The 26,329-nt window shown below is 51.1% G+C and carries 20 protein-coding genes and 2 rRNA genes; 13 read left to right on the top strand and 9 right to left on the bottom strand.

Translation table 11 applies throughout. From position 1 onward, the window contains the following. Nucleotides 1-58: 58 nt before the first annotated feature. Both lysC and ACJHYR_RS17865 read left to right on the top strand, forming a co-directional pair. Nucleotides 59-1,408 carry a lysine-sensitive aspartokinase 3 gene (gene lysC, locus ACJHYR_RS17870; protein WP_001290322.1) on the top strand — a complete coding sequence of 450 codons (1,350 nt, stop codon included), beginning with the start codon at nt 59-61 and terminating at the stop codon, nt 1,406-1,408. Between the two features lie 252 nt (nt 1,409-1,660). Next, on the top strand, nt 1,661-1,933 hold the full coding sequence (locus ACJHYR_RS17865; protein ID WP_001207638.1) for a DUF3811 domain-containing protein: 273 nt from the start codon (nt 1,661-1,663) through the stop codon (nt 1,931-1,933). On the opposite strand, the gene rluF is transcribed toward ACJHYR_RS17865, so the two are convergent. Continuing rightward, entirely contained in the window at nt 1,934-2,806 is an 873-nt protein-coding gene (gene rluF, locus ACJHYR_RS17860; RefSeq protein ID WP_000936365.1) for a 23S rRNA pseudouridine(2604) synthase RluF, read from the bottom strand. Between the two features lie 347 nt (nt 2,807-3,153). Between rluF and ACJHYR_RS17855 the strand changes: the two genes are divergently transcribed. The 8 genes from ACJHYR_RS17855 (at nt 3,154) to pepE (ending at nt 9,939) form a co-directional block, all read left to right on the top strand. Next, nucleotides 3,154-4,101: a sugar-binding transcriptional regulator gene (locus tag ACJHYR_RS17855; protein WP_059327786.1), complete on the top strand. Its 948-nt coding sequence runs from the start codon at nt 3,154-3,156 to the stop codon at nt 4,099-4,101. 69 nt (nt 4,102-4,170) lie between these two features. Beyond that, a complete protein-coding gene (locus tag ACJHYR_RS17850; RefSeq protein ID WP_001195423.1) occupies nt 4,171-4,977 on the top strand; it encodes an SDR family oxidoreductase in 807 nt (268 codons plus the stop codon). 9 nt (nt 4,978-4,986) lie between these two features. Beyond that, entirely contained in the window at nt 4,987-5,394 is a 408-nt protein-coding gene (locus tag ACJHYR_RS17845; protein ID WP_025210098.1) for a mannose/fructose/sorbose PTS transporter subunit IIA, read from the top strand. Further along, nucleotides 5,394-5,888 (top strand): PTS system mannose/fructose/N-acetylgalactosamine-transporter subunit IIB, encoded by a 495-nt coding sequence (locus ACJHYR_RS17840; RefSeq protein ID WP_001027853.1) that lies wholly within the window; start codon nt 5,394-5,396, stop codon nt 5,886-5,888. Before ACJHYR_RS17845 ends, ACJHYR_RS17840 begins: the two co-directional genes overlap by 1 nt. Before the next feature lie 65 nt (nt 5,889-5,953). Further along, nucleotides 5,954-6,751 (top strand): PTS mannose/fructose/sorbose transporter subunit IIC, encoded by a 798-nt coding sequence (locus ACJHYR_RS17835; protein WP_000406317.1) that lies wholly within the window; start codon nt 5,954-5,956, stop codon nt 6,749-6,751. Nucleotides 6,752-6,761: 10 nt separating this feature from the next. After that, the gene (locus ACJHYR_RS17830; RefSeq protein ID WP_000437902.1) at nt 6,762-7,586 is read left to right on the top strand and encodes a PTS system mannose/fructose/sorbose family transporter subunit IID; all 825 of its coding nucleotides are present in this window, start codon (nt 6,762-6,764) and stop codon (nt 7,584-7,586) included. 51 nt (nt 7,587-7,637) lie between these two features. After that, entirely contained in the window at nt 7,638-8,867 is a 1,230-nt protein-coding gene (gene sorE / locus ACJHYR_RS17825; RefSeq protein WP_000858559.1) for an L-sorbose 1-phosphate reductase, read from the top strand. A gap of 382 nt (nt 8,868-9,249) precedes the next feature. Beyond that, on the top strand, nt 9,250-9,939 hold the full coding sequence (pepE, locus tag ACJHYR_RS17820; protein ID WP_000421763.1) for a dipeptidase PepE: 690 nt from the start codon (nt 9,250-9,252) through the stop codon (nt 9,937-9,939). Between the two features lie 90 nt (nt 9,940-10,029). On the opposite strand, the gene ACJHYR_RS17815 is transcribed toward pepE, so the two are convergent. Together ACJHYR_RS17815 and metH are read right to left on the bottom strand one after the other, a co-directional pair. After that, a complete protein-coding gene (locus ACJHYR_RS17815) occupies nt 10,030-11,661 on the bottom strand; it encodes a Na/Pi cotransporter family protein (RefSeq protein WP_000956830.1) in 1,632 nt (543 codons plus the stop codon). Between the two features lie 219 nt (nt 11,662-11,880). Then, nucleotides 11,881-15,564 (bottom strand): methionine synthase, encoded by a 3,684-nt coding sequence (metH, locus tag ACJHYR_RS17810; RefSeq protein WP_000096053.1) that lies wholly within the window; start codon nt 15,562-15,564, stop codon nt 11,881-11,883. A 199-nt stretch (nt 15,565-15,763) separates the two neighbouring features. On the opposite strand from metH, the gene iclR reads away from it, so the two are divergent. Together iclR and espL4 are read left to right on the top strand one after the other, a co-directional pair. Beyond that, nucleotides 15,764-16,588 carry a glyoxylate bypass operon transcriptional repressor IclR gene (gene iclR / locus ACJHYR_RS17805; protein WP_000226403.1) on the top strand — a complete coding sequence of 275 codons (825 nt, stop codon included), beginning with the start codon at nt 15,764-15,766 and terminating at the stop codon, nt 16,586-16,588. A gap of 316 nt (nt 16,589-16,904) precedes the next feature. Then, entirely contained in the window at nt 16,905-19,091 is a 2,187-nt protein-coding gene (gene espL4, locus ACJHYR_RS17800) for a type III secretion system effector EspL4 (RefSeq protein ID WP_072837434.1), read from the top strand. Here the strand turns inward: espL4 and aceK are convergent. From aceK to metA, 4 genes are all read right to left on the bottom strand, one after another. Continuing rightward, nucleotides 19,060-20,796: a bifunctional isocitrate dehydrogenase kinase/phosphatase gene (gene aceK, locus ACJHYR_RS17795; protein ID WP_001137210.1), complete on the bottom strand. Its 1,737-nt coding sequence runs from the start codon at nt 20,794-20,796 to the stop codon at nt 19,060-19,062. The genes espL4 and aceK overlap by 32 nt on opposite strands. Nucleotides 20,797-21,024: 228 nt before the next feature. Further along, nucleotides 21,025-22,329: an isocitrate lyase gene (gene aceA / locus ACJHYR_RS17790; RefSeq protein WP_000857856.1), complete on the bottom strand. Its 1,305-nt coding sequence runs from the start codon at nt 22,327-22,329 to the stop codon at nt 21,025-21,027. Between the two features lie 29 nt (nt 22,330-22,358). Then, nucleotides 22,359-23,960, bottom strand: a complete 1,602-nt coding sequence (gene aceB, locus ACJHYR_RS17785) for a malate synthase A (RefSeq protein WP_000138871.1) — start codon at nt 23,958-23,960, stop codon at nt 22,359-22,361. Between the two features lie 268 nt (nt 23,961-24,228). Further along, entirely contained in the window at nt 24,229-25,158 is a 930-nt protein-coding gene (gene metA, locus ACJHYR_RS17780; RefSeq protein ID WP_001122775.1) for a homoserine O-succinyltransferase, read from the bottom strand. 156 nt (nt 25,159-25,314) lie between these two features. Between metA and ACJHYR_RS17775 the strand changes: the two genes are divergently transcribed. Further along, the gene (locus ACJHYR_RS17775) at nt 25,315-25,758 is read left to right on the top strand and encodes an acetyltransferase (protein WP_000236986.1); all 444 of its coding nucleotides are present in this window, start codon (nt 25,315-25,317) and stop codon (nt 25,756-25,758) included. Nucleotides 25,759-26,042: 284 nt separating this feature from the next. On the opposite strand, the gene rrf is transcribed toward ACJHYR_RS17775, so the two are convergent. Both rrf and ACJHYR_RS17765 read right to left on the bottom strand, forming a co-directional pair. Then, a 5S ribosomal RNA gene (gene rrf / locus ACJHYR_RS17770) occupies nt 26,043-26,158 on the bottom strand. Between the two features lie 93 nt (nt 26,159-26,251). Next, nucleotides 26,252-26,329: ribosomal RNA gene (locus ACJHYR_RS17765) — 23S ribosomal RNA — on the bottom strand; the annotation flags it as partial.

The following is a 26,329-nucleotide window of genomic DNA, read 5'->3' as shown; positions in this document are numbered from 1 at the left end:
GTCTTCCGCTCTTCCCTTGTGCCAAGGCTGAAAATGGATCCCCTGACACGAGGTAGTTATGTCTGAAATTGTTGTCTCCAAATTTGGCGGTACCAGCGTAGCTGATTTTGACGCCATGAACCGCAGCGCTGATATTGTGCTTTCTGATGCCAACGTACGTTTAGTTGTCCTCTCGGCTTCTGCTGGTATCACTAATCTGCTGGTCGCTTTAGCTGAAGGACTGGAACCTGGCGAGCGATTCGAAAAACTCGACGCAATCCGCAATATCCAGTTTGCCATTCTGGAACGTCTGCGTTACCCGAACGTTATCCGTGAAGAGATTGAACGTCTGCTGGAGAACATTACTGTTCTGGCAGAAGCGGCGGCGCTGGCAACGTCTCCGGCGCTGACAGATGAACTGGTCAGCCACGGCGAGCTGATGTCGACCCTGCTGTTTGTCGAAATCCTGCGCGAACGCGATGTTCAGGCACAGTGGTTTGATGTACGTAAAGTGATGCGTACCAACGACCGATTTGGTCGTGCAGAGCCAGATGTAGCCGCGCTGGCGGAACTGGCCGCGCTGCAGCTGCTCCCACGCCTCAATGAAGGCTTAGTGATCACCCAGGGATTTATCGGTAGCGAAAATAAAGGTCGTACAACGACGCTTGGCCGTGGAGGCAGCGATTATACGGCAGCCTTGCTGGCGGAGGCTTTACACGCATCTCGTGTTGATATCTGGACCGACGTCCCGGGCATCTACACCACCGATCCACGCGTGGTTTCCGCAGCAAAACGCATTGATGAAATCGCGTTTGCCGAAGCGGCAGAGATGGCAACTTTTGGTGCAAAAGTACTGCATCCGGCAACGTTGCTACCCGCAGTACGTAGCGATATCCCGGTCTTTGTCGGCTCCAGTAAAGACCCACGCGCAGGTGGTACGCTGGTGTGCAATAAAACTGAAAATCCGCCGCTATTCCGCGCGCTGGCGCTTCGTCGCAATCAGACTCTGCTCACTTTGCACAGCCTGAATATGCTGCATTCTCGCGGTTTCCTCGCGGAAGTTTTCGGCATCCTCGCGCGGCATAATATTTCGGTAGACTTAATCACCACGTCAGAAGTGAGCGTGGCATTAACCCTTGATACCACCGGTTCAACCTCCACTGGCGATACCTTGCTGACGCAATCTCTGCTGATGGAGCTGTCTGCACTATGCCGGGTAGAAGTGGAGGAAGGTCTGGCGCTGGTCGCGTTGATTGGCAATGACCTGTCAAAAGCCTGCGGCGTTGGCAAAGAGGTATTCGGCGTACTGGAACCGTTCAACATTCGCATGATTTGTTACGGCGCATCCAGCCATAACCTGTGCTTCCTGGTGCCCGGCGAAGATGCCGAGCAGGTGGTGCAAAAACTGCATAGTAATTTGTTTGAGTAAATACTGTATGGCCTGGAAGCTATATTTCGGGCCGTATTGATTTTCTTGTCACTATGCTCATCAATAAACGAGCCTGTACTCTGTTAACCAACATCTTTATCGGAGAATAATTGCCTTTAATTTTTTTATCTGCATCTCTAATTAATTATCGAAAGAGATAAATAGTTAAGAGAAGGCAAAATGAATATTATCAGTTCTGCTCGCAAACGAATTCCCGTACACTGAACTCTCTGGCTCACTGAGGGCACCAGCATGGCACTCCCCCGTATTACCCAAAAAGAGATGACTGAACGCGAGCAGCGTGAACTTAAAACACTGCTGGATCGGGCGCGGATTGCGCATGGTCGCGTACTGACCAACTCCGAAACCAACAGCATTAAGAAAGAGTACATCGATAAATTAATGGTCGAGCGTGAGGCTGAAGCGAAAAAAGCCCGCCAGTTAAAGAAAAAGCAGGCTTATAAACCGGATCCTGAAGCGTCATTTAGCTGGTCAGCAAATACGTCGACGCGCGGCAGGCGCTGATTAGCGCCCCTTCTTTTTACGCCCCGGCGAGGTAAAACGCTTACCGTTGGACGCCGGGCGACCGCCTTTTTCCGCCGTTTTTTCCATCTTAACGACTGGACGTTTAATGCCTACAGTTTTCGGTTTGGCCTTCGCTTTAGGTTTTGCCTCGGAAGAGGAATTTTCAATGAGCTTAAAGAGGTCGATTAACTCATCGTCAGTTAAATCACGCCATTCCCCCAGCGGAATGCCGCTTAAACTAACGTTCATGATGCGCGTACGTTCCAGCTTTTTCACTTCGTAACCAAAGTGCTCGCACATGCGACGGATCTGACGGTTCAGCCCCTGCACCAGGGTAATGCGGAAGACAAACGGCGCTTCTTTTTTGACTTTACACTTTTTCGTCACCGTCCCGAGGATCGGCACTCCCGCCCCCATACCACGAATAAATTCATCGGTAATCGGTTTATCGACCGTCACCAGATACTCTTTCTCATGATCGTTACCCGCACGGAGGATCTTATTCACCAGATCGCCGTGATTGGTGAGGAAAATCAGCCCCTGGGAGTCTTTATCCAGGCGGCCAATCGGGAACACGCGTTTGCTGTGGTTAACGAAATCGACAATGTTATCGCGCTCGCCATCTTCGGTGGTGCTGACAATACCGACGGGCTTGTTCAGGGCGATAAGTACCAAATCTTCGGCTTCCCGAGGCTCAATCAACTGACCGTTTACTTTCACAACGTCGCCGGGTTTCACCTGATCGCCAATGGTGGCTCGCTTGCCATTAAGGAACACATTGCCTTGCTCGATATAGCGATCCGCTTCGCGGCGTGAGCAAATTCCGCTTTCGCTGATGTATTTATTTAAACGGACTGATGAGTCGGGCAGCATAAATTCTCCTGTAAAACGCGGAATATACCGTACCTCTTAGCGGGGAAAAACAGGGTTATGCGGCAACGTAGAAATTAAATGTGATCTGCCACGCCTTTTATCACAAAAGTGTCTCCGGAAGTACGATGCAAATTTGCCTGGCAAAATAAGGATAATCAACATATTACGAACCGCTGCACACCTGTGCTGATGACTACTACGCAGAGAAACAAATGTGCAAGAGAAAGCGCTATTTCTCCCCATGCAAAGAGTGAAAAATCGCTTTGAAAGGCCATCATGATGGGGTTATATCAGATCAAGCGGTGAGAAAGCGTATTTGCACAAATGTGCAGAACCAGGAGGCGGCAATGGAAAACAGTGACGATATCCGTTTGATTGTGAAGATTGCCCAACTCTATTACGAACAGGATATGACGCAGGCGCAAATCGCGCGCGAACTGGGTATTTACCGCACCACCATCAGCCGCTTGCTTAAACGAGGCCGCGATCAGGGAATTGTCACCATCGCCATCAACTATGACTACAACGAAAATCTCTGGCTGGAGCAGCAACTGAAGCAAAAGTTTGGCCTGAAAGACGTTGTGGTGGTGTCGGGAAATGATGAGGATGAAGAGACTCAACTGGCGATGATGGGGTTACACGGCGCGCAACTGCTGGATCGCTTGCTGGAACCTGGCGATATTGTCGGTTTTTCCTGGGGTCGCGCGGTGAGCGCACTGGTTGAAAACTTGCCGCAGGCGGGGCAATCGCGGCAGTTAATCTGCGTACCAATTATTGGCGGACCGTCCGGTAAACTCGAAAGCCGCTATCATGTAAACACATTAACCTACAGCGCGGCAGCGAAGTTGAAAGGGGAATCGCATCTCGCGGATTTTCCGGCTCTACTGGATAACCCCTTAATTCGTAATGGGATCATGCAGTCTCAGCACTTTAAAACCATCTCTGCCTACTGGGATAATCTGGATGTCGCCCTGGTGGGAATTGGCTCACCGGCCATTCGCGACGGCGCTAACTGGCATGCGTTTTATGGTGGTGAAGAGAGTGACGACCTGAATGCCCGCCAGGTTGCTGGCGATATTTGCTCGCGCTTTTTTGATATTCACGGCGCAATGGTTGAAACGAATATGAGCGAAAAAACACTCTCTATCGAAATGAATAAATTAAATCAGGCACGATATTCCATTGGCATTGCCATGAGTGAAGAAAAATACAGCGGAATTGTTGGTGCACTGCGTGGAAAATATATTAATTGTCTGGTAACGAATAGCAGCACAGCTGAACTATTACTGAAATAAAAATCTTCCCGATGTTTACCGTAATAAAAATTACGGCGGGTCCCTATTATCTAAAAACAGGAGTCTGTTATGCAAACGTGGTTAAATTTGCAGGATAAAATCATTATCGTCACCGGCGGCGCATCCGGTATTGGTCTGGCGATTGTAGAGGAATTATTAGCACAAGGCGCAAACGTACAGATGGTAGATATTCACGGTGGCGATGGACAATATGAAGGTCATAAAGGCTATCAGTTTTGGCCGACCGATATTTCCAGCGCCAAAGAGGTAAATCATACGGTAGCAGAAATTATCCAGCGTTTTGGTCGCATCGACGGTCTGGTTAACAACGCCGGGGTCAATTTTCCGCGTCTGCTGGTCGATGAGAAAGCGCCTGCCGGGCAGTATGAACTCAACGAAGCTGCATTCGAAAAAATGGTCAATATCAACCAGAAAGGCGTTTTTCTGATGTCGCAGGCGGTGGCGCGACAGATGGTCAAACAACACGATGGCGTGATTGTGAATGTTTCCTCAGAAAGTGGGCTGGAAGGCTCAGAAGGCCAAAGCTGTTACGCCGCGACCAAAGCCGCGCTCAATAGCTTCACGCGCTCCTGGTCGAAAGAGCTGGGTAAGCACGGTATCCGTGTGGTCGGTATCGCGCCGGGGATTCTGGAAAAAACAGGACTGCGCACGCCGGAATATGAAGAAGCGCTGGCGTGGACGCGCAATATCACCGTCGAGCAGCTGCGTGAAGGCTATACCAAAAACGCCATTCCTATTGGGCGCGCCGGAAGATTAGCAGAAGTCGCTGATTTTGTTTGTTATCTGCTGTCTGAACGCGCCAGCTACATCACCGGAGTAACCACTAACATTGCGGGCGGCAAAACACGCGGATAAGGAGGCTTTATGGTCAACGCCATTTTTTGTGCCCACGGCAAATTAGCCTGCGCCATGCTGGAATCGGTTCAGATGGTTTACGGCAACGCCAATGTTGAAGCCGTTGAATTTGTACCCGGCGAGAACGCCGGAGACATTGTGGCAAAGCTGGAGAAGTTAGTGAGCATTCACAATCATGACGAGTGGCTAATCGCCGTGGATTTACAGTGCGGTAGCCCGTGGAATGCAGCAGCGACGCTTGCGATGCGCAATCCGCACCTGCGGGTGATCAGCGGCCTTTCCCTGCCACTGGCGCTCGAACTGGTCGATAACCAGGACAGCATGAACGTTGATGAACTGTGTGAACACCTGACGCAAATCGCAAAGCAAACCTGCGTTGTCTGGAAACAACTGGCAACGGCAGAGGAGGATTTCTGATGAACATTACGCTCGCCCGCATTGATGACCGCCTGATCCACGGTCAGGTCACTACCGTCTGGTCGAAAGTGGCTAACGCCCAGCGCATTATTATCTGCAATGACGAAGTTTATAACGATGAAGTTCGCCGGACATTATTGCGTCAGGCTGCGCCACCGGGAATGAAGGTTAACGTGGTCAATATTGAAAAAGCCGTCGCGGTTTATCACAACCCGCAATATCAGGACGAAACCGTTTTTTATCTTTTCACTCGCCCACAGGATGCCTTAGCGATGGTTCGCCAGGGGGTAAAAATAGGCACCCTGAATATTGGCGGCATGGCCTGGCGGCCCGGTAAAAAACAGTTAACCAAAGCGGTTTCATTAGATGATGATGATATTAACGCATTTCATGAGTTAAATAATCTTGGCGTCATACTGGATTTACGCGTCGTAGCGTCAGATCCCTCAATCAATATTATCGACAAAATAAACGAACAGTTAATCGCAAATTAAATAATAGCGCCTGTGTACATATGCTTTAACAGGCAGGGATGACGACACTTAAAAGGTGACAAATCATGGAAATAAGTACCCTACAAATCATTGCTATATTTCTTTTTTCCTGTATTGCCGGAATGGGCAGCGTGCTGGATGAATTTCAGACTCATCGCCCGTTAATTGCCTGTACGGTGATTGGTTTAATTCTCGGTGATTTAAAAACCGGAATAATACTCGGTGGTACGCTGGAATTGATAGCTCTCGGCTGGATGAACGTCGGCGCGGCGCAATCTCCAGATTCTGCACTCGCCAGCATAATCTCCGCCATTCTGGTTATCGTTGGTCAGCAAAGCATCGCCACCGGAATCGCCATCGCGTTGCCTGTGGCTGCGGCAGGCCAGGTGCTGACGGTGTTTGCCCGTACCATCACCGTAGTGTTCCAGCACGCGGCGGATAAAGCAGCGGAAGAGGCGCGGTTTCGCACTCTCGATATTCTGCATGTCTCCGCGCTTGGCGTGCAGGCGCTGCGCGTTGCTATTCCGGCACTGATTGTCTCGCTGTTCGTCAGCGCCGATATGGTCAGCAATATGTTAAACGCCATTCCCGAATTTGTGACCCGAGGACTACAGATTGCTGGCGGTTTTATCGTGGTGGTCGGTTACGCCATGGTGCTACGTATGATGGGCGTGAAATATTTGATGCCTTTCTTTTTCCTCGGTTTCCTCGCAGGTGGCTACCTCGATCTCAGTCTGCTGGCGTTCGGTGGCGTCGGCGTGATCATGGCCCTGGTCTACATCCAGCTAAATCCACAGTGGCGTAAAGCTGAACCTCAACTCCAGGCCACCGCCTCCACCGCCCTTGACCAACTTGACGATTAACGGAGCCATCATGGAACAGAGAAAAATTACACGCAGCGATCTGGTGAGCATGTTTCTGCGCTCCAACCTGCAACAGGCGTCCTTTAACTTTGAACGTATTCATGGGCTGGGTTTTTGCTACGACATGATCCCCGCCATCAAGCGACTTTACCCATTAAAAGAGGATCAGGTTGCGGCGCTCAGGCGACACCTGGTGTTCTTCAATACCACGCCAGCCGTATGTGGCCCGGTCATCGGCGTCACTGCCGCCATGGAAGAGGCGCGGGCCAACGGCGCGGAAATTGATGACGGTACCATTAACGGCATCAAAGTCGGTCTGATGGGACCATTGGCAGGAGTTGGCGATCCACTGGTCTGGGGAACGCTGCGCCCGATTACCGCCGCGCTCGGCGCATCTCTGGCACTTTCGGGCAACATTCTCGGCCCGCTGCTGTTTTTCTTTATTTTCAATGCGGTGCGTCTGGCGATGAAGTGGTATGGCCTACAGCTCGGCTTTCGCAAAGGGGTGAATATCGTCAGCGATATGGGCGGGAATGTGCTGCAAAAACTCACCGAAGGCGCGTCGATTCTCGGACTGTTTGTGATGGGCGTGCTGGTGACCAAATGGACGTCAATCAACGTACCGTTGGTGGTTTCACAAACGCATGCCGCCGATGGCTCCACCGTCACCATGACCGTGCAGAACATTCTCGACCAACTTTGCCCTGGTTTGCTGGCGCTCGGTCTGACGCTACTGATGGTTCGTCTGCTCAACAAAAAAATTAACCCGGTATGGCTGATTTTCGCCCTGTTTGGCTTAGGGATTATCGGCAATGCGCTGGGCTTCCTGTCCTGATTCTTCGCCCCGGCACGACTGCCGGGGCCATCGCTCAACATGAGGTGGTTTATGAAAACAACAGCTCTGCGTCTTTATGGTAAACGTGATTTACGCCTGGAAACCTTTGATCTTCCTGAAATGCAGGAGGATGAAATCCTCGCGACGGTGGTCACCGACAGCCTGTGCCTCTCTTCCTGGAAAGAGGCCAATCTGGGTGAAAACCATAAAAAAGTACCCGACGATGTGGCGACCAACCCCATCATCATCGGCCACGAGTTTTGCGGCGATATTCTGGCCGTGGGTAAAAAGTGGCAGCACAAATTTCAGCCGGGCCAGCGCTATGTGATTCAGGCCAACCTGCAATTGCCGGATCGCCCGGACTGCCCCGGCTACTCCTTCCCGTGGGTGGGCGGCGAAGCCACGCATGTGGTTATTCCCAACGAGGTCATGGAACAAGATTGCCTGCTGGCATACGACGGCGAAACCTATTTTGAAGGCTCGCTGGTTGAACCGCTTTCCTGCGTGATTGGCGCGTTCAACGCCAACTATCATCTTCAGGAAGGTAGTTATAACCACACGATGGGGATTCGCCCGCAAGGGCGCACGCTGATCCTCGGCGGCACCGGACCAATGGGACTGTTGGCGATTGATTATGCGCTACATGGACCCGTTAACCCTTCGCTGCTCGTCATTACCGATACCGACAACGACAAATTGAGTTATGCGCGCAAGCACTATCCATCAGAACCGCAAACACTGATTCATTATCTCAATGCCGCCGATGCAGCATTTGATACGTTAATGGCACTGAGTGGCGGTCACGGCTTCGATGATATTTTCGTCTTTGTGCCTAATGAAGGACTGGTGACTCTCGCCTCTTCCTTGCTGGCGACAGATGGTTGTCTGAATTTCTTCGCCGGACCGCAGGATAAGCACTTCAGCGCGCCAATTAATTTCTACGATGTGCATTATGCATTTACCCACTACGTGGGCACGTCAGGCGGCAATACCGACGACATGCGCGCAGCGGTCAAATTGATTGAAGAGAAAAAAGTGCAGGCCGCAAAAGTGGTAACACATATTCTTGGGCTGAATGCCGCGGGCGAAACCACGCTTGAATTGCCTGCCGTCGGCGGCGGCAAAAAGCTGGTGTATACCGGGAAATACCTGCCGCTGACGTCACTCACGCAGATTCAGGATCAAGCACTGGCGGCGATTCTGGCGCGTCATCAGGGGATCTGGTCCGGTGAGGCGGAGCAATACCTGCTCACTCATGCAGAGGCAATTTCCCATGATTAATCGCGCTACTTAACTCTGCATGTCGCTGGCTGGTCGCCGCGGCAACTTCGCGACCTGATGTGCGGCTGATTGCTGAAGCGGCCCAATGTGCACGAGAAGGATAAAAAAACATCAGCGCCTTAAGGGGCGCTCAAATTGGTGGCAAAGTACACATTGTTTATGCCGGATGCGGAATAAAGCCTTATTCGGCCTACAAAATCGCGAAAATTCAAGACATTGCAATTAGCTTGTAGGCCTGATAAGCGTAGCGCATCAGGCAATGCTGTGTTTGTCATCAGGCTCAACGCCCGGTGCAATACGTGACATCGTGAGCCATGTCAGTAAGTGGTTAAATTCGCAGTGGTAGCATGCCTTCCGTGATTTCTTACTAACCGGAGAAGTAATGGAACTGCTTTTATTGAGTAACTCGACGCTGCCGGGTAAAGCCTGGCTGGAACATGCACTGCCGCTAATTGCTGAACAGTTGCAGGGTCGCCGCTCAGCGGTGTTTATCCCTTTCGCTGGCGTAACGCAGACCTGGGATGATTACACAGCGAAAACGGCTGCGGTTCTCGCTCCGCTGGGTGTTTCTGTCACCGGTATTCATAGCGTTGTCGATCCCGTTGCTGCGATTGAAAATGCTGAGATCGTGATTGTCGGCGGCGGTAATACTTTCCAGTTGCTGAAACAGTGCCGCGAGCGCGGGCTGCTGGCACCAATTACTGACGTGGTTAAACGTGGCGCGCTGTATATTGGCTGGAGCGCAGGCGCTAACCTTGCTTGCCCAACCATTCGTACCACCAACGATATGCCGATTGTCGATCCGCAAGGTTTCGATGCGCTAAATCTGTTCCCGCTGCAAATCAACCCGCACTTCACCAACGCGCTGCCGGAAGGCCATAAAGGTGAAACCCGTGAACAGCGTATTCGCGAACTGCTGGTCGTCGCGCCAGAACTCACAATTATTGGTCTGCCGGAAGGTAACTGGATCACAGTGAGTAAAGGTCACGCTACGCTGGGTGGTCCGAACACCACTTATGTGTTTAAGGCTGGTGAAGAAGCGGTTCCGCTGGAAGCGGGTCACCGTTTTTAAGTGAATTGCCGGATGCATGATCCGGCATCTTGTTCATAGTGCCTGATGCGACGCTTGACGCGTCTTATCAGGCCTACAGGATTCACAATATTAATACTCGTCCCGTCCTTCATCTTCATCCGGCTGTTCCAGCACACTGTAAGCCACCGAACAAAACAGCGAGTTCAGGCGCTGCATATCTCCCAGTAAGCCTAAATGTAGCGAACTGGTTTCAATGCTTTGCACGTTTTGCTGATGCAGGCGATCGACGTGAGCATGGGAATAGCGGCGATTAAGAATGCGAAAACGATGTTTGCTGCGGCGCAAACGACGGGCGCTGGTAACATCGCCAGAGAAGAAAACCGACATTGCCAGTTTTAAATTACTGAGCAATTGCTCATAGAGCGCATCCAGTTCCTTCAAGCCATCAAGCGAAAATGCTCGCCTTGCAGCCAGCGATTTGTCGGCAATTTCACTACCCATGCGCTCGACGATATCGGAGGCCTGTTCAAGGTTTAGCGACATTTCGATGATCTCCGCCCAGCGGCGCGACTCTTCTTCTGCCAGTTCCTCTTTTGGCATTCGCGCCAGATACAGCTTAATGGCGGTGTAGAGAACGTTGATATCATCTGCCAGCTTACGCAGCTCTTTCTCCTGCCGTGGCTCGCCGTGCATCACTTTATTCAACCCTTCCATCATCTGTTCCATGGCGTCGCCAATGCGCAGGGTTTCGCGCGCGGCGTTCGCCAGAGCAAGCGTGGGGGTATCCAGCGCGCTGACATCCAGATGTTTAGGCCGTAGCTGGGTATCCAGTTCCGGTTCATCGCGAATAATCGTTTTGCAAAACCGTGCCATCGGGTCAACGAATGGCAGCATGACCAGGCAGCGTACAAGGTTGTAGAAGACGTGGAAATAGATCACCAGTTCCGCTTTTGGCAATGACAACTTCCCCATTGTCTCTGCCAGCAAATGAACAAACGGCAGGATAATCAGGCTACCCACCAGCTTAAACAGCAGACTACCCAGCGCGACACGGCGGGCTGCGGCATTGGCGGCACTGTTGTTGAGCATCGCCAGCAGGCCGGAACCGAGGTTAGCACCAATCACCAGACAGAGCGCCACCGGGAAGGAGATAATGCCTGCGGCGGTCAGAGTCGCGGTCAGCAGTACAGCAGCAAGGCTGGAGTAGCTGATAATGGCGAACATCGCACCAATCAGCGCATCCAGCAAAATGTCGCCAGTCAGCGATGCAAAGATCACCTGAACGCCGTTTGCCTGAGTGATCGGCGTTACGGCCTGCACAATCAACTCCAGCGCCAGTAAAATCAGCCCAAGACCAATACCGACGCGGCCCAGTTGCCCGGCGCGTGACTGTTTGCGTCCGAGGAAAAAAATCACGCCGATAAAAATAAGTAATGGTGACAGCCAGGATAAGTCGAAGGTGAGAATACGCGCCATTAGCGCCGTCCCGACATCTGCACCCAGCACAATCACCAGAGCCGGTGCGAGGGCTACCAGATCCTGAGCGACGAACGAGGTCACCAGCATGGTGGTGGCATTACTGCTCTGTACCAGTGCGGTAACGCCGATCCCCGCGCAAAAGGCGAGCGGCTTTTTTTCGACGCTCCGGCTAAGGACAGTACGCAAACGCGCGCCGAAGACGCGCATTACGCCGGTTCGAACAATATGAGTCCCCCAGACCAGCAGGGCGACGGCAGAAAGCAGGTGAAGCAGCGTTAACACGAGTTCAGGTTCTCCTTATCGTTATATGTTCCTGAAGCAATTGAATGACCAAAGGACCGGAAACACGCTGACTGGCATCTTTACTGTGCCTTTTGACCTTCGTTTTTCCGGCTAAGATTATTCCAGCCTGATTCCAGTATAAGTGTTTCATATTAATAAAGAGACAGGGCACTCATTGAGCGCCCTGTTTGTTGTAAGGAAAAGTGACAGATTTGTGAATCAGTCCGCGTCATACCCCAGATTCGGTGCCAGCCAGCGCTCAACATCTGAGACGCTCATACCTTTACGGCGGGCATAGTCTTCAACCTGATCGCGCTGGATTTGCGCCACCGCGTAATACTTGCTGTCCGGGTGGCTGAAGTACCAACCCGAAACCGATGCACCAGGCCACATGGCGAAAGATTCTGTGAGTTTCATGCCAGTGTGTTTTTCCACTTCCAGCAGCTCCCAGATGGTGGCTTTTTCCGTATGTTCCGGGCAGGCCGGATAGCCCGGTGCCGGACGGATGCCCTGGTAGTTTTCGCGGATCAGTTCTTCGTTGCTGAGGTTCTCGTTCGGCGCATAGCCCCAGTAGACTTTACGCACACGCTCATGGAGATACTCCGCAAAGGCTTCGGCTAAACGGTCGGCAAGCGCTTTCACCATGATTTTGTTGTAATCATCGTGCTGCGCTTCAAAGGCATCAGCCAGTGCGTCCTCTTCCAGCCCGCCAGTCACGGCAAATGCGCCGATGTAATCTGCTTTACCAGAAAGCTTCGGCGCAACGAAGTCAGCGAGACAGTAGTTAGCGAATCCCGTTTTTTCGGTCTGTTGACGCAGATGGTGGCTGACGTTGATCACATGAGTGCGCGTTTCGTCACGGTAGATTTCAATGTCATCGCCCACACGGTTTGCCGGGAACAGGCCCACCACGCCACGCGGATTCAGCGTTTTTTCGGCGCTTAATTTATCCAGCATGTCGTTGGCGTCTTTAAACAGCCGCTGCGCCTCAACGCCCACCACTTCATCTTCCAGAATGCGCGGATACTTCCCGGCCAGCGACCAGGTCATAAAGAACGGTGTCCAGTCGATGTAATTACGCAGCGTTTCGATGCTGGCTTCGACTTCCTGCACGCCGAGACGGTGCGCCACCGGCGGCGTATAAGCCTGCCAGTCAAAAGCGAAGTCGTTATCACGCGCCGCTTCCAGCGTGACCGGTGGTGTGCGCGGTTTCTTGCGCCCGTGCTGAATACGTACGGTTTCGTACTCCTTGCGGGTACGAGCGACAAAATCATCACGCTGAGTATCGGAAAGCAGCGCCGCCACCACACCAACGGTGCGCGATGCGTTCTGTACATACACCGTCGGGCCGCTGTAGTTCTGCTCAATTTTCACCGCCGTGTGCGCTTTTGAGGTGGTCGCGCCGCCAATCAGTAACGGAATGGTGAAGCCCTGACGCTCCATCTCTTTCGCCACGTTAACCATCTCGTCCAGCGACGGCGTGATAAGCCCCGAAAGTCCAATCAGATCAGCATTCACTTCTTTAGCGGTACGGAGAATTTTTTCCGCAGGCACCATAACGCCGAGATCGACAATTTCGTAGTTGTTACATTGCAGCACCACACCAACGATATTTTTACCGATGTCGTGGACGTCGCCCTTCACGGTGGCGATCACCATCTTGCCGTTGGTTTTGCCCTGCTCTTTGCTGGCTTCAATAAACGGTTCGAGGTAGGCCACCGCCTGCTTCATCACACGCGCCGATTTGACCACCTGTGGCAGGAACATTTTCCCTTCGCCAAACAGATCGCCGACCACGTTCATGCCGTCCATCAACGGGCCTTCAATCACTTCAATCGGGCGCGTAGCCTGCTGGCGGGCTTCTTCGGTATCCTGCTCGATAAACTCGGTAATGCCTTTGACCAGCGAGTATTCCAGACGTTTATTCACTTCCCACGAGCGCCACTCCGCCTGCTGGGCGTTAGCGGTGTCGTCGGTTTTGCTGCCGCGATATTTCTCGGCAAGCTCCAGTAAACGCTCAGTGCCATCGTCGCGACGGTTAAGAATCACATCTTCCACCGCGTCGCGCAGTTCAGCGGGTAGGTCGTCGTAAATCGCCAGCTGCCCGGCGTTGACGATCCCCATATCCATGCCATTGCGAATAGCGTAGTAGAGGAACACCGCGTGAATGGCTTCGCGCACCGGATCGTTACCACGGAATGAGAAAGAAACGTTAGATACGCCGCCGGAAATCAGCGCGTGCGGCAGTTCGCGTTTGATGTCTTCACACGCGCCGATAAAGTCCTGCGCGTAGTTGTTGTGCTCTTCAATGCCAGTTGCGACCGCGAAGATGTTCGGGTCGAAGATGATATCTTCTGGCGGGAAGCCAACCTCTTCGGTGAGGATTTTGTACGCCCGACGGCAAATCTCGATTTTCCGTGCGCGGGTATCGGCCTGCCCCTGTTCGTCAAAGGCCATTACCACAACTGCCGCACCGTAACGACGCAACAATTTCGCGTGATGGATAAAAGCGTCGACGCCTTCTTTCATCGAAATAGAGTTAACAATGCCTTTGCCCTGGATACACTTCAGCCCTTTTTCAATGACATCCCATTTTGAGGAGTCGATCATAATCGGCACGCGAGCGATATCCGGTTCACCGGCAATCAGATTGAGAAAACGCACCATCGCCGCTTCGGCATCGAGCATCCCTTCATCCATGTTGATATCGATAATCTGCGCGCCGTTTTCCACCTGCTGGCGGGCCACATCCAGTGCCTCGCTGTATTTCTCTTCTTTGATCAGGCGCTTGAACTTAGCGGAACCGGTGACGTTGGTGCGTTCACCCACGTTCACAAACAGGCTATCTTCGCCAATGTTCAGCGGCTCCAGGCCGGACAAACGGCAGGCTACGGGGATTTCCGGCAGTTTGCGCGGCGCTAATCCTTCTACTGCACGACTCATCGCGGCAATATGTTGTGGCGTGGTGCCACAGCAGCCGCCGACGATATTGAGAAAGCCCGCTTGCGCCCATTCACGTATCTGTTTTGCCATCGTGTCGGCGTCGAGATCGTACTCACCAAAGGCGTTGGGTAGCCCGGCGTTCGGGTGCGCTGTGACGTAGCATTCCGCAATCCGTGATAATTCCTGCACGTACTGGCGCAGTTCGTCTGGCCCCAGCGCACAGTTAAGGCCGAAAGTCAGCGCTTCGGCGTGGCGCAAAGAGTTATAAAACGCTTCGGTGGTCTGCCCGGAGAGCGTGCGCCCGGAGGCGTCGGTGATGGTGCCGGAGATCATAATCGGCAGCTCAACGCCCAGCGCTTCAAACTCCGTTTTCACCGCAAAGACCGCCGCTTTGGCGTTAAGGGTGTCGAAAACGGTTTCAATCAGGATCAGATCCGCACCACCTTCCACCAGCGCTTTGGTGGATTCGCGATAGGCTGCCACCAGCTGGTCAAAAGTGATGTTGCGGAATGCCGGATCGTTGACGTCCGGAGAAATAGACGCCGTGCGGTTGGTCGGGCCGAGAACACCGGCAACGTAGCGCGGTTTCTCCGGCGTGCGCGCGGTCCACTCATCAGCACAGGCGCGCGCCAGTTTCGCCGCCGCAAAGTTGATTTCCGCCGACAGGGATTCCATCTGGTAATCCGCCATCGCAATGGTTGTGGAGTTGAAGGTGTTGGTTTCGATGATATCCGCGCCCGCTTCAAAGTAGGCGTTGTGGATAGCGGCGATCACTTCCGGTTTACTGAGTACCAGCAGGTCGTTGTTGCCTTTGAGGTCGCATGGCCAGTCGGCAAAGCGTTCACCACGAAAATCGGCTTCGTTCAGTCGATAGCTCTGGATCATGGTGCCCATACCGCCGTCCAGCACCAGAATACGTTCATTTAACTGCGCACGCAGTTGTTCCACTTTGCTGCTCACACTTGCTCCCGACACGCTCAACCCAGATTTAATAAAAATTCAACAAACCATACTGGCATAAACGCATCTGTGGTAAAAGCGACCACCACGCAACATGAGATTTGTTCAACATTAACTCATCGGATCAGTTCAGCAACTATTGCATTAGCTAACAATAAAAATGAAAATGATTTCCACGATACAGAAAAAGGAGACTGTCATGGTCGCACCCATTCCCGCGAAACGCGGCAGAAAACCCGCCGTTGCCACCGCACCAGCGACTGGACAGGTTCAGTCTTTAACGCGTGGCCTGAAATTACTGGAGTGGATTGCCGAATCCAATGGCAGTGTGGCACTCACGGAGCTGGCGCAACAAGCCGGGTTACCCAATTCCACGACCCACCGCCTGCTAACCACGATGCAACAGCAGGGTTTCGTGCGTCAGGTTGGCGAACTGGGACACTGGGCAATCGGCGCACATGCCTTTATGGTCGGCAGCAGCTTTCTTCAGAGTCGTAATCTGTTAGCCATTGTCCATCCTATTCTGCGCAATCTGATGGAAGAGTCCGGCGAAACCGTGAATATGGCGGTGCTGGATCAAAGCGATCATGAAGCGATTATTATCGACCAGGTACAGTGTACCCACCTGATGCGAATGTCCGCGCCTATCGGCGGTAAATTACCTATGCACGCTTCCGGTGCGGGTAAAGCCTTTTTAGCCCAACTGAGCGAAGAACAGGTGACGAAGCTGCTGCACCGCAAAGGGTTACATGCCTATACCCACGCGACGCTGGTGTCTCCTGTGCATTTAAAAGAAGATCTCGCCCAAACGCGCAAACGGGGTTATTCATTTGATGATGAAGAACATGCCCTGGGACTGCGTTGTCTCGCGGCATGTATTTTCGATGAGCACCGCGAACCGTTTGCCGCAATTTCAATTTCCGGACCGATTTCACGTATTACCGATGACCGCGTGACCGAGTTTGGCGCGATGGTGATTAAAGCGGCGAAGGAAGTGACGCTGGCGTACGGTGGAATGCGCTGACTTTTTCTGGCGGGCAGAGGCAATATTCTGCCCATCATACCTGAGTGGCAATAGAATAAGGGTGTCTGTTAATCGCATTGACGCCAAAATAACTTAATGTCATACACTTCACACACTTTTATTAACTCAGTATTATTTTTAAACATCAAACCACTTAATTATTAACAAAATCGCAAGATCTCATTCCACCGAAACTTTTACGGCTGCATTATGAGATTGAGCGATTTATGATATTTCTTTACTTGTAATCATATTAAATTTTTTCACTGTTCTGATAGTTAAAATTCAAGACATCAATAAACAATGAGATATTTAAATGATTACTCGTATTCCTCGTAGTTCTTTCTCTGCAAATATTAATAATACAGCCCAGACAAATGAACACCAAACCCTGAGTGAATTGTTTTATAAAGAACTCGAGGATAAATTTTCTGGCAAGGAGCTGGCGACGCCTCTATTAAAAAGCTTCTCAGAGAACTGTAGACAAAATGGTCGTCATATCTTTAGTAACAAGGATTTTGTCATTAAGTTTTCCACGTCCGTCTTACAGACTGATAAAAAAGAAATTACGATAATTAATAAAAATGAAAACACGACACTCACTCAAACCATTGCTCCAATATTTGAAGAATACCTAATGGAAATTTTACCTCAACGCTCAGACGCTCTTGATAAACAAAAATTAAATCTAAAATCAGATAGAAAAGAAAAAGAATTTCCAAGAGTTAAACTTAATGGTCAATGTTATTTTCCGGGGCGACCCCAAAACCGTATAGTATGCCGACATATTGCTGCGCAATATATTAATGATATTTATCAGAATGTTGATTACAAACCCCATCAAGATGATTATTATTCAGCTGAAAAATTTCTCACTCACTTCAACAAAAAATGCAAAAACCAGACTTTGGCGTTAATTTCCAGCCGTCCTGAGGGGCGTTGTGTTGCTGCCTGCGGTGATTTCGGTCTAGTTATGAAGGCATATTTTGACAAGATGGAATCAAATGGTATCAGTGTTATGGCAGCCATATTATTGGTGGATAACCATGCTTTGACGGCCCGGCTAAGAATAAAAAATACAACTGAAGGATGTACCCATTACGTGGTTTCGGTTTATGATCCTAATGTAACTAACGATAAAATAAGAATCATGAGCGAAAGTAAAGAGGATATTAAACACTATTCTCTGATGGATTTTATGAATGTAGATTATAGCCTCCTGAAATGGTCAAATGATCATGTTATTAACCAATCTGTTGCAATAATTCCAGCACTTCCGAAAGAACAGCTATTGATGTTAAAAGGATCTGTGGATGAAATACCCCCTCCATTATCACCTGCAACGATGAATTTGCTCATGGCAATTGGTCAGAATCACCAAATTACGCAACTGATGATTCAGCTCCAGAAAATGCCAGAACTACATAGAACAGAAACGTTGACTGCCTATAATAGTATTAACCTCCCCGGTTTATATTTGGCTATAAATTATGGTAATGCGGATATCGTTGAGACTATTTTCAATTCATTGTCAGAGCCAGGATATGAAGGGTTACTCTCGAAAAAAAATCTCATGCATATTCTGGAGGCAAAAGATAAAAATGGTTTTTCTGGATTATTTTTAGCGATATCACGTAAGGATAAAAATGTTGTAACCTCGATTCTGAACGCCTTACCTAAACTGGCCGCAACACATCATTTAGATAACGAACAAGTGTATAAATTCCTGAGTGCCAAAAATAGAACGTCCAGCCATGTTTTATACCATGTTATGGCGAATGGTGATGCCGACATGCTGAAAGTTGTTTTGGACGCATTACCGTTGTTAATTCGCACATGTCATTTGACTAAAGAACAGGTACTCGATCTCCTGAAGGCAAAGGATTTTTATGGTTACCCGGGGCTATACCTGGCGATGCAAAATGGGCATAGCGATATCGTGAGAGTTATACTCGAAGCATTGCCCTGTCTGGCCCAGGAAATTAACATTTCCGCTTCTGATATTGTAGATCTTCTGACCGCCAAAAATCTTGCGCGCGACACGGGTTTGTTTATAGCCATGCAGCGCGGACATATGAACGTTATTAAGACTATTTTTAACGCATTACCCACTCTGTTTAATACGTTTAAATTCGATAAAAAAAATATGAAGACCCTCCTCCTGGCAAATAATTCTAATGAATATCCCGGTTTGTTTTCAGCGATACAGCATAAACAACAAAACGTTGTAGAGACGGTTTATCTTGCTTTATCTGACCATGCGCGCCTGTTTGGATTTACCGCTGAAGATATTATGGATTTTTGGCAACATAAAGCGCCACAAAAATACTCTGCCTTTGAGTTGGCTTTTGAATTGGGTCACCGGGTTATTGCTGAATTAATCCTTAATACGTTAAATAAGATGGCTGAAAGCTATGGCTTTACGGATAACCCTCGATACATTGCGGAGAAAAATAAGATGGAAACTTTACTCAAAAAGCCATCTCCCCATACCGCACACTAAACCTCTGCCTGCGCCGATACGCATAAACATCTTCCACATGCCCGTCACGGATACGGTTTTGTAGCGCGCGCCAGTAGTCGGCGCGGAACAGGTCGGCGTGCATCTCTTCAAACAGTGGCCCAATACGCGGGTCGGCACATAGCCAGTGGCGAAACTCTTCCGGGAAAACATCGCCCGGCGAGACGCTGTACCACGGTTCGCTGGCAAGTTCGTCCTCCGGGTAGCGCGGCGGCGGGATGTCGCGGAAATTCACTTCCGTCATGTAGCAAATTTCATCGTAATCATAAAACACCACACGCCCGTGACGGGTGACACCGAAGTTTTTAAACAGCATGTCGCCAGGGAAAATGTTAGCAGCGGCAAGCTGGCGAATAGCGTTACCGTATTCTTCAATGGCATCGCGCAACTGCTGACCTTCCACTTGTTCCAGCCAGATATTGAGCGGCACCATCCGCCGCTCAATATAAAGATGGCGAATCACAATTTGTTCGCCGAGATCGGTGATTTTTTCCGCTGCTTCCTGGAGCAGTAATGCCATTAATGCCGGGGAAATATGCCGCTTCTCCAGCACAAAGTTTTCAAACTCCTGGGTGTCCGCCATTCGGCCCACGCGATCGTGCTCTTTCACCAGTTGATAGCAGGCGCGAACGTGAGCGGCAGACATCTCTTTCTGCGGCGCGAACTTGTCTTTGATGACTTTGAATACCCGATCAAAGCCCGGCAGCGTAAACACCAGCATCACCATGCCACGAATACCCGGCGCTTCAATGAACTGCTCATTACAGCCCTGTAGATAAACGAGATATTCGCGGTAGCTTTCGGTTTTGGCGTGCTTCTGGCAGCCAATAGCCATATACAATTCAGCGGTGGTTTTACCTGGCAGAATTTCCCGTAGCCACTCGACCAGTGCTGCGGGCAGCGGCGCGTAAACCATAAAATAAGAACGCGCAAAGCCAAAAACAATGCTCGCTTCGGCGGTCGTCGTCAGGCAGATATCAATAAATAACTCGCCGTCGTCCGTCTGGTGGATCGGCAGCAAAAATGGCAATGTGCCGGAAGGCGTGATCAGTTTGCCTACCAGCCAGGCGGCTTTATTGCGGTAAAACAGTTCGTTCGCCACCTGTAAATGACTTTCCGCGAGGTTGTCTGTCCCCAGCGTTTCCGTCAGATGGCGAATGATGTAATGAATGTCACGGCTTTTATTCTGCCAGCGCAGGCGCAGCGGCAGGTCGCTGATAACGCGCATCAGTAGAGATTCCCAGCCGTGATCGGGGTGAAAGTCTTTCGCCAGCGGGCGGGGAATGGTACGAAAGCGGCGCTCTGGCTGGGAGCTAAAGATAAAAAGCCGCTCGGGAGTAAGCGAGCGGTGGTCAAATAACCGACAGTACACGGAGTTAAAAAAGCTCTCCGCAATCTCGAAGCGCGGGTAATCCGGCAACAGCCGCGTGTAATGCTCTTTAACGCGCAGTAAAAATGCCGCGTCCGTACTTTGGCCGTTAGTAATGCAGCGCAGTTGCTCCACCACCAGACCCACGTGATGATCGTAAAGATGGATACGGTTTTTCATCGCCTGCTGGACAGCGTGCCAGTCGGCTTGTTCGAAACGCTGCTGCGCCCCGGAAGTCACTTCGAGGAATCGACCATACTGAGCGTCGAAGCCTTGCAGAATGGTTTGTGCAATCAGTAATTCCAGGCCACGCGGCATTTAGCGCCCTCATCAGGAGCAGAGAATTGCCGGATAAGACGCGCAAGCGTCGCATCAGGCATCGTGCGCCGATTGCCGGATGCGGCGTGAACGCCTTATCCGGCCTACAATCAGCAACGTTTGTAGGCATGATAAGACGCGCAAGCGTCGCATCAGGCATCGTGCACCGATTGCCGGATGCGGCGTGAACGCCTTATCCGGCCTACAATCAGCAACGGTTGTTGTTGCTTAGAACTGCGATTCTTCGGTGGAGCCGGTCAGAGCAGTAACTGAAGACGTACCGCCCTGAATAATGGTCGTCACTTTATCGAAATAACCTGTACCCACTTCCTGCTGGTGAGATACGAAGGTATAGCCATCTTTCGCGGCGGCAAATTCCGGCTGCTGCACTTTCTCAACGTAGTGCTTCATACCTTCGCCCTGCGCATAAGCGTTTGCCAGGTCGAACATGTTAAACCACATGCTGTGGATACCTGCCAGGGTGATGAACTGGAACTTGTAGCCCATATCCGACAGCTGCTGCTGGAAGCTGGCAATAGTTTTGTCGTCGAGGTTTTTCTGCCAGTTGAACGACGGCGAGCAGTTATAAGCCAGCAGTTTGCCCGGATATTTCGCGTGGATGGCTTGTGCAAAGCGACGCGCCAGTTCCAGGTCTGGCGTGGAGGTTTCACACCATACCAGGTCAGCATATGGCGCATACGCCAGGCCACGGCTGATCGCTTGCTCAATGCCCGCATGAGTACGGAAGAAACCTTCACTGGTACGCTCGCCGGTAATAAATTCGCTGTCATACGGGTCGCAATCGGAGGTAATCAGATCCGCCGCATCGGCATCGGTACGAGCAACCAGCAGGGTTGGAACGCCCGTCACGTCAGCTGCCAGACGCGCCGCGACCAGTTTCTGAATAGCTTCCTGAGTTGGCACCAGCACTTTGCCGCCCATATGACCGCATTTCTTCACTGATGCCAGCTGATCTTCGAAGTGAACTGCCGCTGCACCGGCTTCAATCATCGCTTTCATCAGTTCAAAGGCATTCAGGACACCGCCAAAACCGGCTTCCGCATCAGCAACGATCGGCAGGAAGTAATCGACATAGCGCGGATCGCCCGGCTCAATGCCCGCGGACCATTGGATCTGATCCGCACGGCGGAAAGTATTGTTGATCCGCTCCACCACAGCTGGCACCGAGTTTGCCGGATAGAGCGACTGATCCGGATACATGCTGGCCGCCAGGTTAGCGTCCGCCGCTACCTGCCATCCCGACAGATAGACTGCTTCAATACCCGCTTTCGCCTGTTGCAGCGCCTGACCGCCAGTCAGTGCACCGAGGCTGTTGATGTAGCCTTTTTTCGACTCGCCGTGCAGCAGACGCCACATTTTCGCCGCGCCCAGTTGCGCCAGCGTGCATTCAGGATTGACTGAACCGCGTAATTTCACCACATCTTCCGCGCTGTATGGCCGAGTAATGCCTTCCCAACGCGGTTGAGTCCACTCTTTCTGTAATTCTTCAATTTGTTGTGTACGGGTTTTCATGTGCAGATGCTCCATAGTTATGTGGTGGTTTACGCTAACAGGCGGTAGCCTGGCAGGGTCAGGAAATCAATTAACTCATCGGAAGTGGTGATCTGTTCCATCAAACGTGCGGCATCGTCAAAACGCCCCCGGGAGAAACGTTCTTCGCCCAGTTCGCTGGCAATGACTTTCATCTCTTCGCCCAGCATCTGGCGGAACAAGGCTTTGGTCACCGGTTTGCCATTGCTCAACGTTTTTTGATGATGGATCCACTGCCAGATTGAGGTACGGGAAATTTCAGCCGTCGCCGCATCTTCCATCAGGCCATAAATCGGCACGCAGCCGTTGCCGGAGATCCATGCTTCGATGTACTGCACAGCCACGCGAATGTTGGCGCGCATACCTTCTTCGGTGCGTTCACCATCACAAGGTGCCAGCAGCTGATCGGCAGTAATCGGCGCGTCTTGTTCGCGCATCACTTCAAGCTGATTTTTACGGGAGCCGAGAATGTCGTTGAATACCGCCATTGCCGTATCCGCAAGGCCTGGGTGGGCAATCCATGTGCCATCGTGACCGTTATTGGCTTCCAGCGCTTTATCCGCTTTTACTTTGTTGAGCACCTGGTTATTACGCTCTTCATCTTTGCTCGGAATAAACGCCGCCATGCCGCCCATCGCAAAAGCACCGCGTTTATGGCAGGTTTTAATCAACAGGCGTGAGTAAGCATTCAGGAAGGGTTTATCCATCGTCACTGCCTGTCTGTCTGGCAGGACGCGATCGGGATAGTTTTTCAATGTTTTGATATAGCTGAAGATGTAATCCCAACGACCGCAATTCAGACCAACAATATGGTCACGCAGCGCGTGAAGGATTTCGTCCATCTGGAACACGGCGGGCAGCGTTTCAATCAGCAACGTCGCCTTGATGGTGCCGCGCGGCAGATTAAAGCGATCTTCTGCATAGCTGAAGACTTCGCTCCACCAGGCCGCTTCCTGCCAGGACTGGGTTTTCGGCAGATAGAAATAGGGACCGCTGCCCTTTGCCAACAGTGCCTGATAGTTGTGGAAGAAATAGAGCGCAAAATCAAACAGGCTACCGGGGATTGCCTCACCACGCCAGGTGACATGTTTTTCCGGCAAGTGCAGACCGCGTACCCGACAAATCAACACCGCTGGATTGGGCTTGAGCTGATAAATTTTGCCTGCTTCATTGGTATAGCTGATGGTGCCGTTAACCGCATCGCGCAGGTTAATTTGCCCGTCGATCACTTTGTTCCAGTCTGGTGCCAGTGAATCTTCGAAATCGGCCATAAAGACTTTCACATTGGCGTTGAGCGCGTTGATCACCATCTTGCGCTCAACCGGGCCGGTAATCTCTACCCGACGATCTTCTAAGTCCGCAGGAATCCCGCGAATTTTCCAGTCATCATCACGAATGGAAGCTGTTTCCGAAATAAAATCAGGCAACGTTCCGTTATCGATATCCTGCTGCTGCTGAATGCGCGCTGCCAGAAGTTTATTGCGTTGTGGCGTAAAATGCGTCACCAGCTCAGTCAGAAATTCTACCGCTTCGGCAGTAAGAATTTGCTTCTCCTGCTCGCCATACGGCCTTATGAAAGCCAGTTCATCGGTTGTTGTTGCCTGTTCAGTCATCGTGCAGCTCCTCGTCATGGATCCGAAAACTTCCCCACTGTGAACGAAGGATCGTTGTGCGCTTTTCGTTCAGCACAACTAAGACTACTCATTTAAAATGCAAAATCAAAAACAATTTCCATTTTAATTAAAAATACTTGATAACTTATTGATAACAATATGAATAAAATTTATTCACCTGCTGAGGTGTGTTTCGGAAATAAAAAAGGCACCCGAAGGTGCCTGAGGTAAGGTGCTGAATCGCTTAACGATCGACTATCACAGAAGATTAATCCAGCGTTGGGTTCATGTGCCGTAGATCGTATGGCGTGATCTGGTAGACGTAATAGTTGAGCCAGTTGGTAAACAGCAAATTACCGTGACTACGCCAGCTCGCTCGCGGTGTATTTTGCGGATCATTATGTGGAAAATAGTTATACGGTACATCCGGGTCCAGTCCGGCTTCCACATCGCGGAAAAATTCCTGCGCCAGCGTTTGCGCATCATATTCGGGATGGCCCGTCACAAAGGCAATTCGCTTATCTTTGCTGGCAAACAGATATGCATCCCCTTCTTCCGTCTCTGCCAGAATTTCCAGATCGGTGTAATCACGAATCAACGCTGCCGGAAAGTCAGCATAGCGCGAATGCGGTGCCAGGAATGAATCATCAAAGCCACGCGTCAGAAGCGCATGAGGATGGAGAATATGATGCTCGTAAACGCCAGAGAGTTTGTCGGTGCGAGTTTGCTTAGGAATGCCGTAGAGGATATTGAGCGCGGCCTGTACCGCCCAGCAGACAAACAGCGTCGAGGTGACGTGATCTTTCGACCACTCCAGCACCTGTTTGATCTGCGGCCAGTAAGCGACATCATTAAACTCCACCAGGCCCAGCGGCGCGCCGGTAACTATCAGACCGTCAAAGTTTTGTTCCTGAATATCTGCAAAGTCACAGTAGAAGTTATTCAGATGCTCTGCGGGCGTGTTGCGCGATTCACGGGAATCGATGCGCAACAGCTGAATATCGACCTGCAAAGGTGAGTTTGAAAGCAGGCGCAGAAACTGATTTTCAGTTTCGATCTTCTTCGGCATCAGGTTAAGGATAAGCACCTTTAGCGGACGAATTTCCTGACCAGACGCGCGAGAAGTTGTCATCACAAAGACGTTTTCTTCACGCAAGAAATTGACGGCGGGTAGCTCGTCCGGCACACGAATCGGCATAACCTGATTACCTCACTACATACGCTTATACGTTTAGACATCCAGATAGCTGAAGATAACCAGAAAATTTGCCAATGTCGAGCCTGCATGTTGAAGGTGAGAAAGTTTCAAGGAAAAGGCTACGTTAGAATATAAGAATGACGAAAAGGAGAGAAAATGGTTATTAGTATTCGCCGCTCACGGCATGAGGAAGGGGAGGAACTGGTTGCGATTTGGTGCCGTTCTGTCGATGCCACTCACGATTTTTTATCAGCAGAGTATCGGGCCGAGCTGGAAGAGCTGGTGCGTTCCTTTCTGCCGGAAGCACCGTTGTGGGTCGCGGTTAATGAGCGGGATCGGCCGGTTGGGTTTATGTTGTTAAGTGGGCAGCATATGGATGCGCTGTTTATCGATCCTGATGTGCGCGGCTGCGGCGTGGGTCGGATGCTGGTGGAACATGCGCTCTCGATGGCACCGGAAATGACAACCAATGTTAATGAGCAAAATAAGCAGGCTGTTGGGTTCTATAAGAAGATGGGTTTTAAGGTTACGGGACGCTCTGAGGTGGACGATTTGGGGAAACCGTATCCGTTGCTGAATCTGGCGTATGTGGGGGAATAAGCTGCCCCTGCCGTGCCTGCCCAGGCTGGAGAAGACGCGCCAGCGTCGCATCCGGCATTTTTTTTGCACCAACGCAAAAAGGCCATCCTGACGGATGGCCTTTCGCTTAATTTGATGCCTGGCAGTTTATGGCGGGCGTCCTGCCCGCCACCCTCCGGGCCGTTGCTTCGCAACGTTCAAATCCGCTCCCGGCGGATTTGTCCTACTCAGGAGAGCGTTCACCGACAAACAACAGATAAAACAAAAGGCCCAGTCTTTCGACTGAGCCTTTTGTTTTATTTGATGCCTGGCAGTTCCCTACTCTCGCATGGGGAGACCCCACACTACCATCGGCGCTACGGCGTTTCACTTCTGAGTTCGGCATGGGATCAGGTGGGACCACCGCGCTAAGGCCGCCAGGCAAATTCTGTTTATCAGACCGCTTCTGCGTTCTGATTTAATCTGTATCAGGCTGAAAATCTTCTCTCATCCGCCAAAACATCTTCGGCGTTGTAAGGTTAAGCCTCACGGTTCATTAGTACCGGTTAGCTCAACGCATCGCTGCGCTTACACACCCGGCCTATCAACGTCG

The organism is Escherichia sp. WS1450, assembly GCF_046487395.1.
GTDB lineage: Bacteria > Pseudomonadota > Gammaproteobacteria > Enterobacterales > Enterobacteriaceae > Escherichia > Escherichia coli.
The sequence above is the reverse complement of the archived record's forward strand: the minus strand, read 5'-3'. Positions and strand labels throughout refer to the sequence as shown.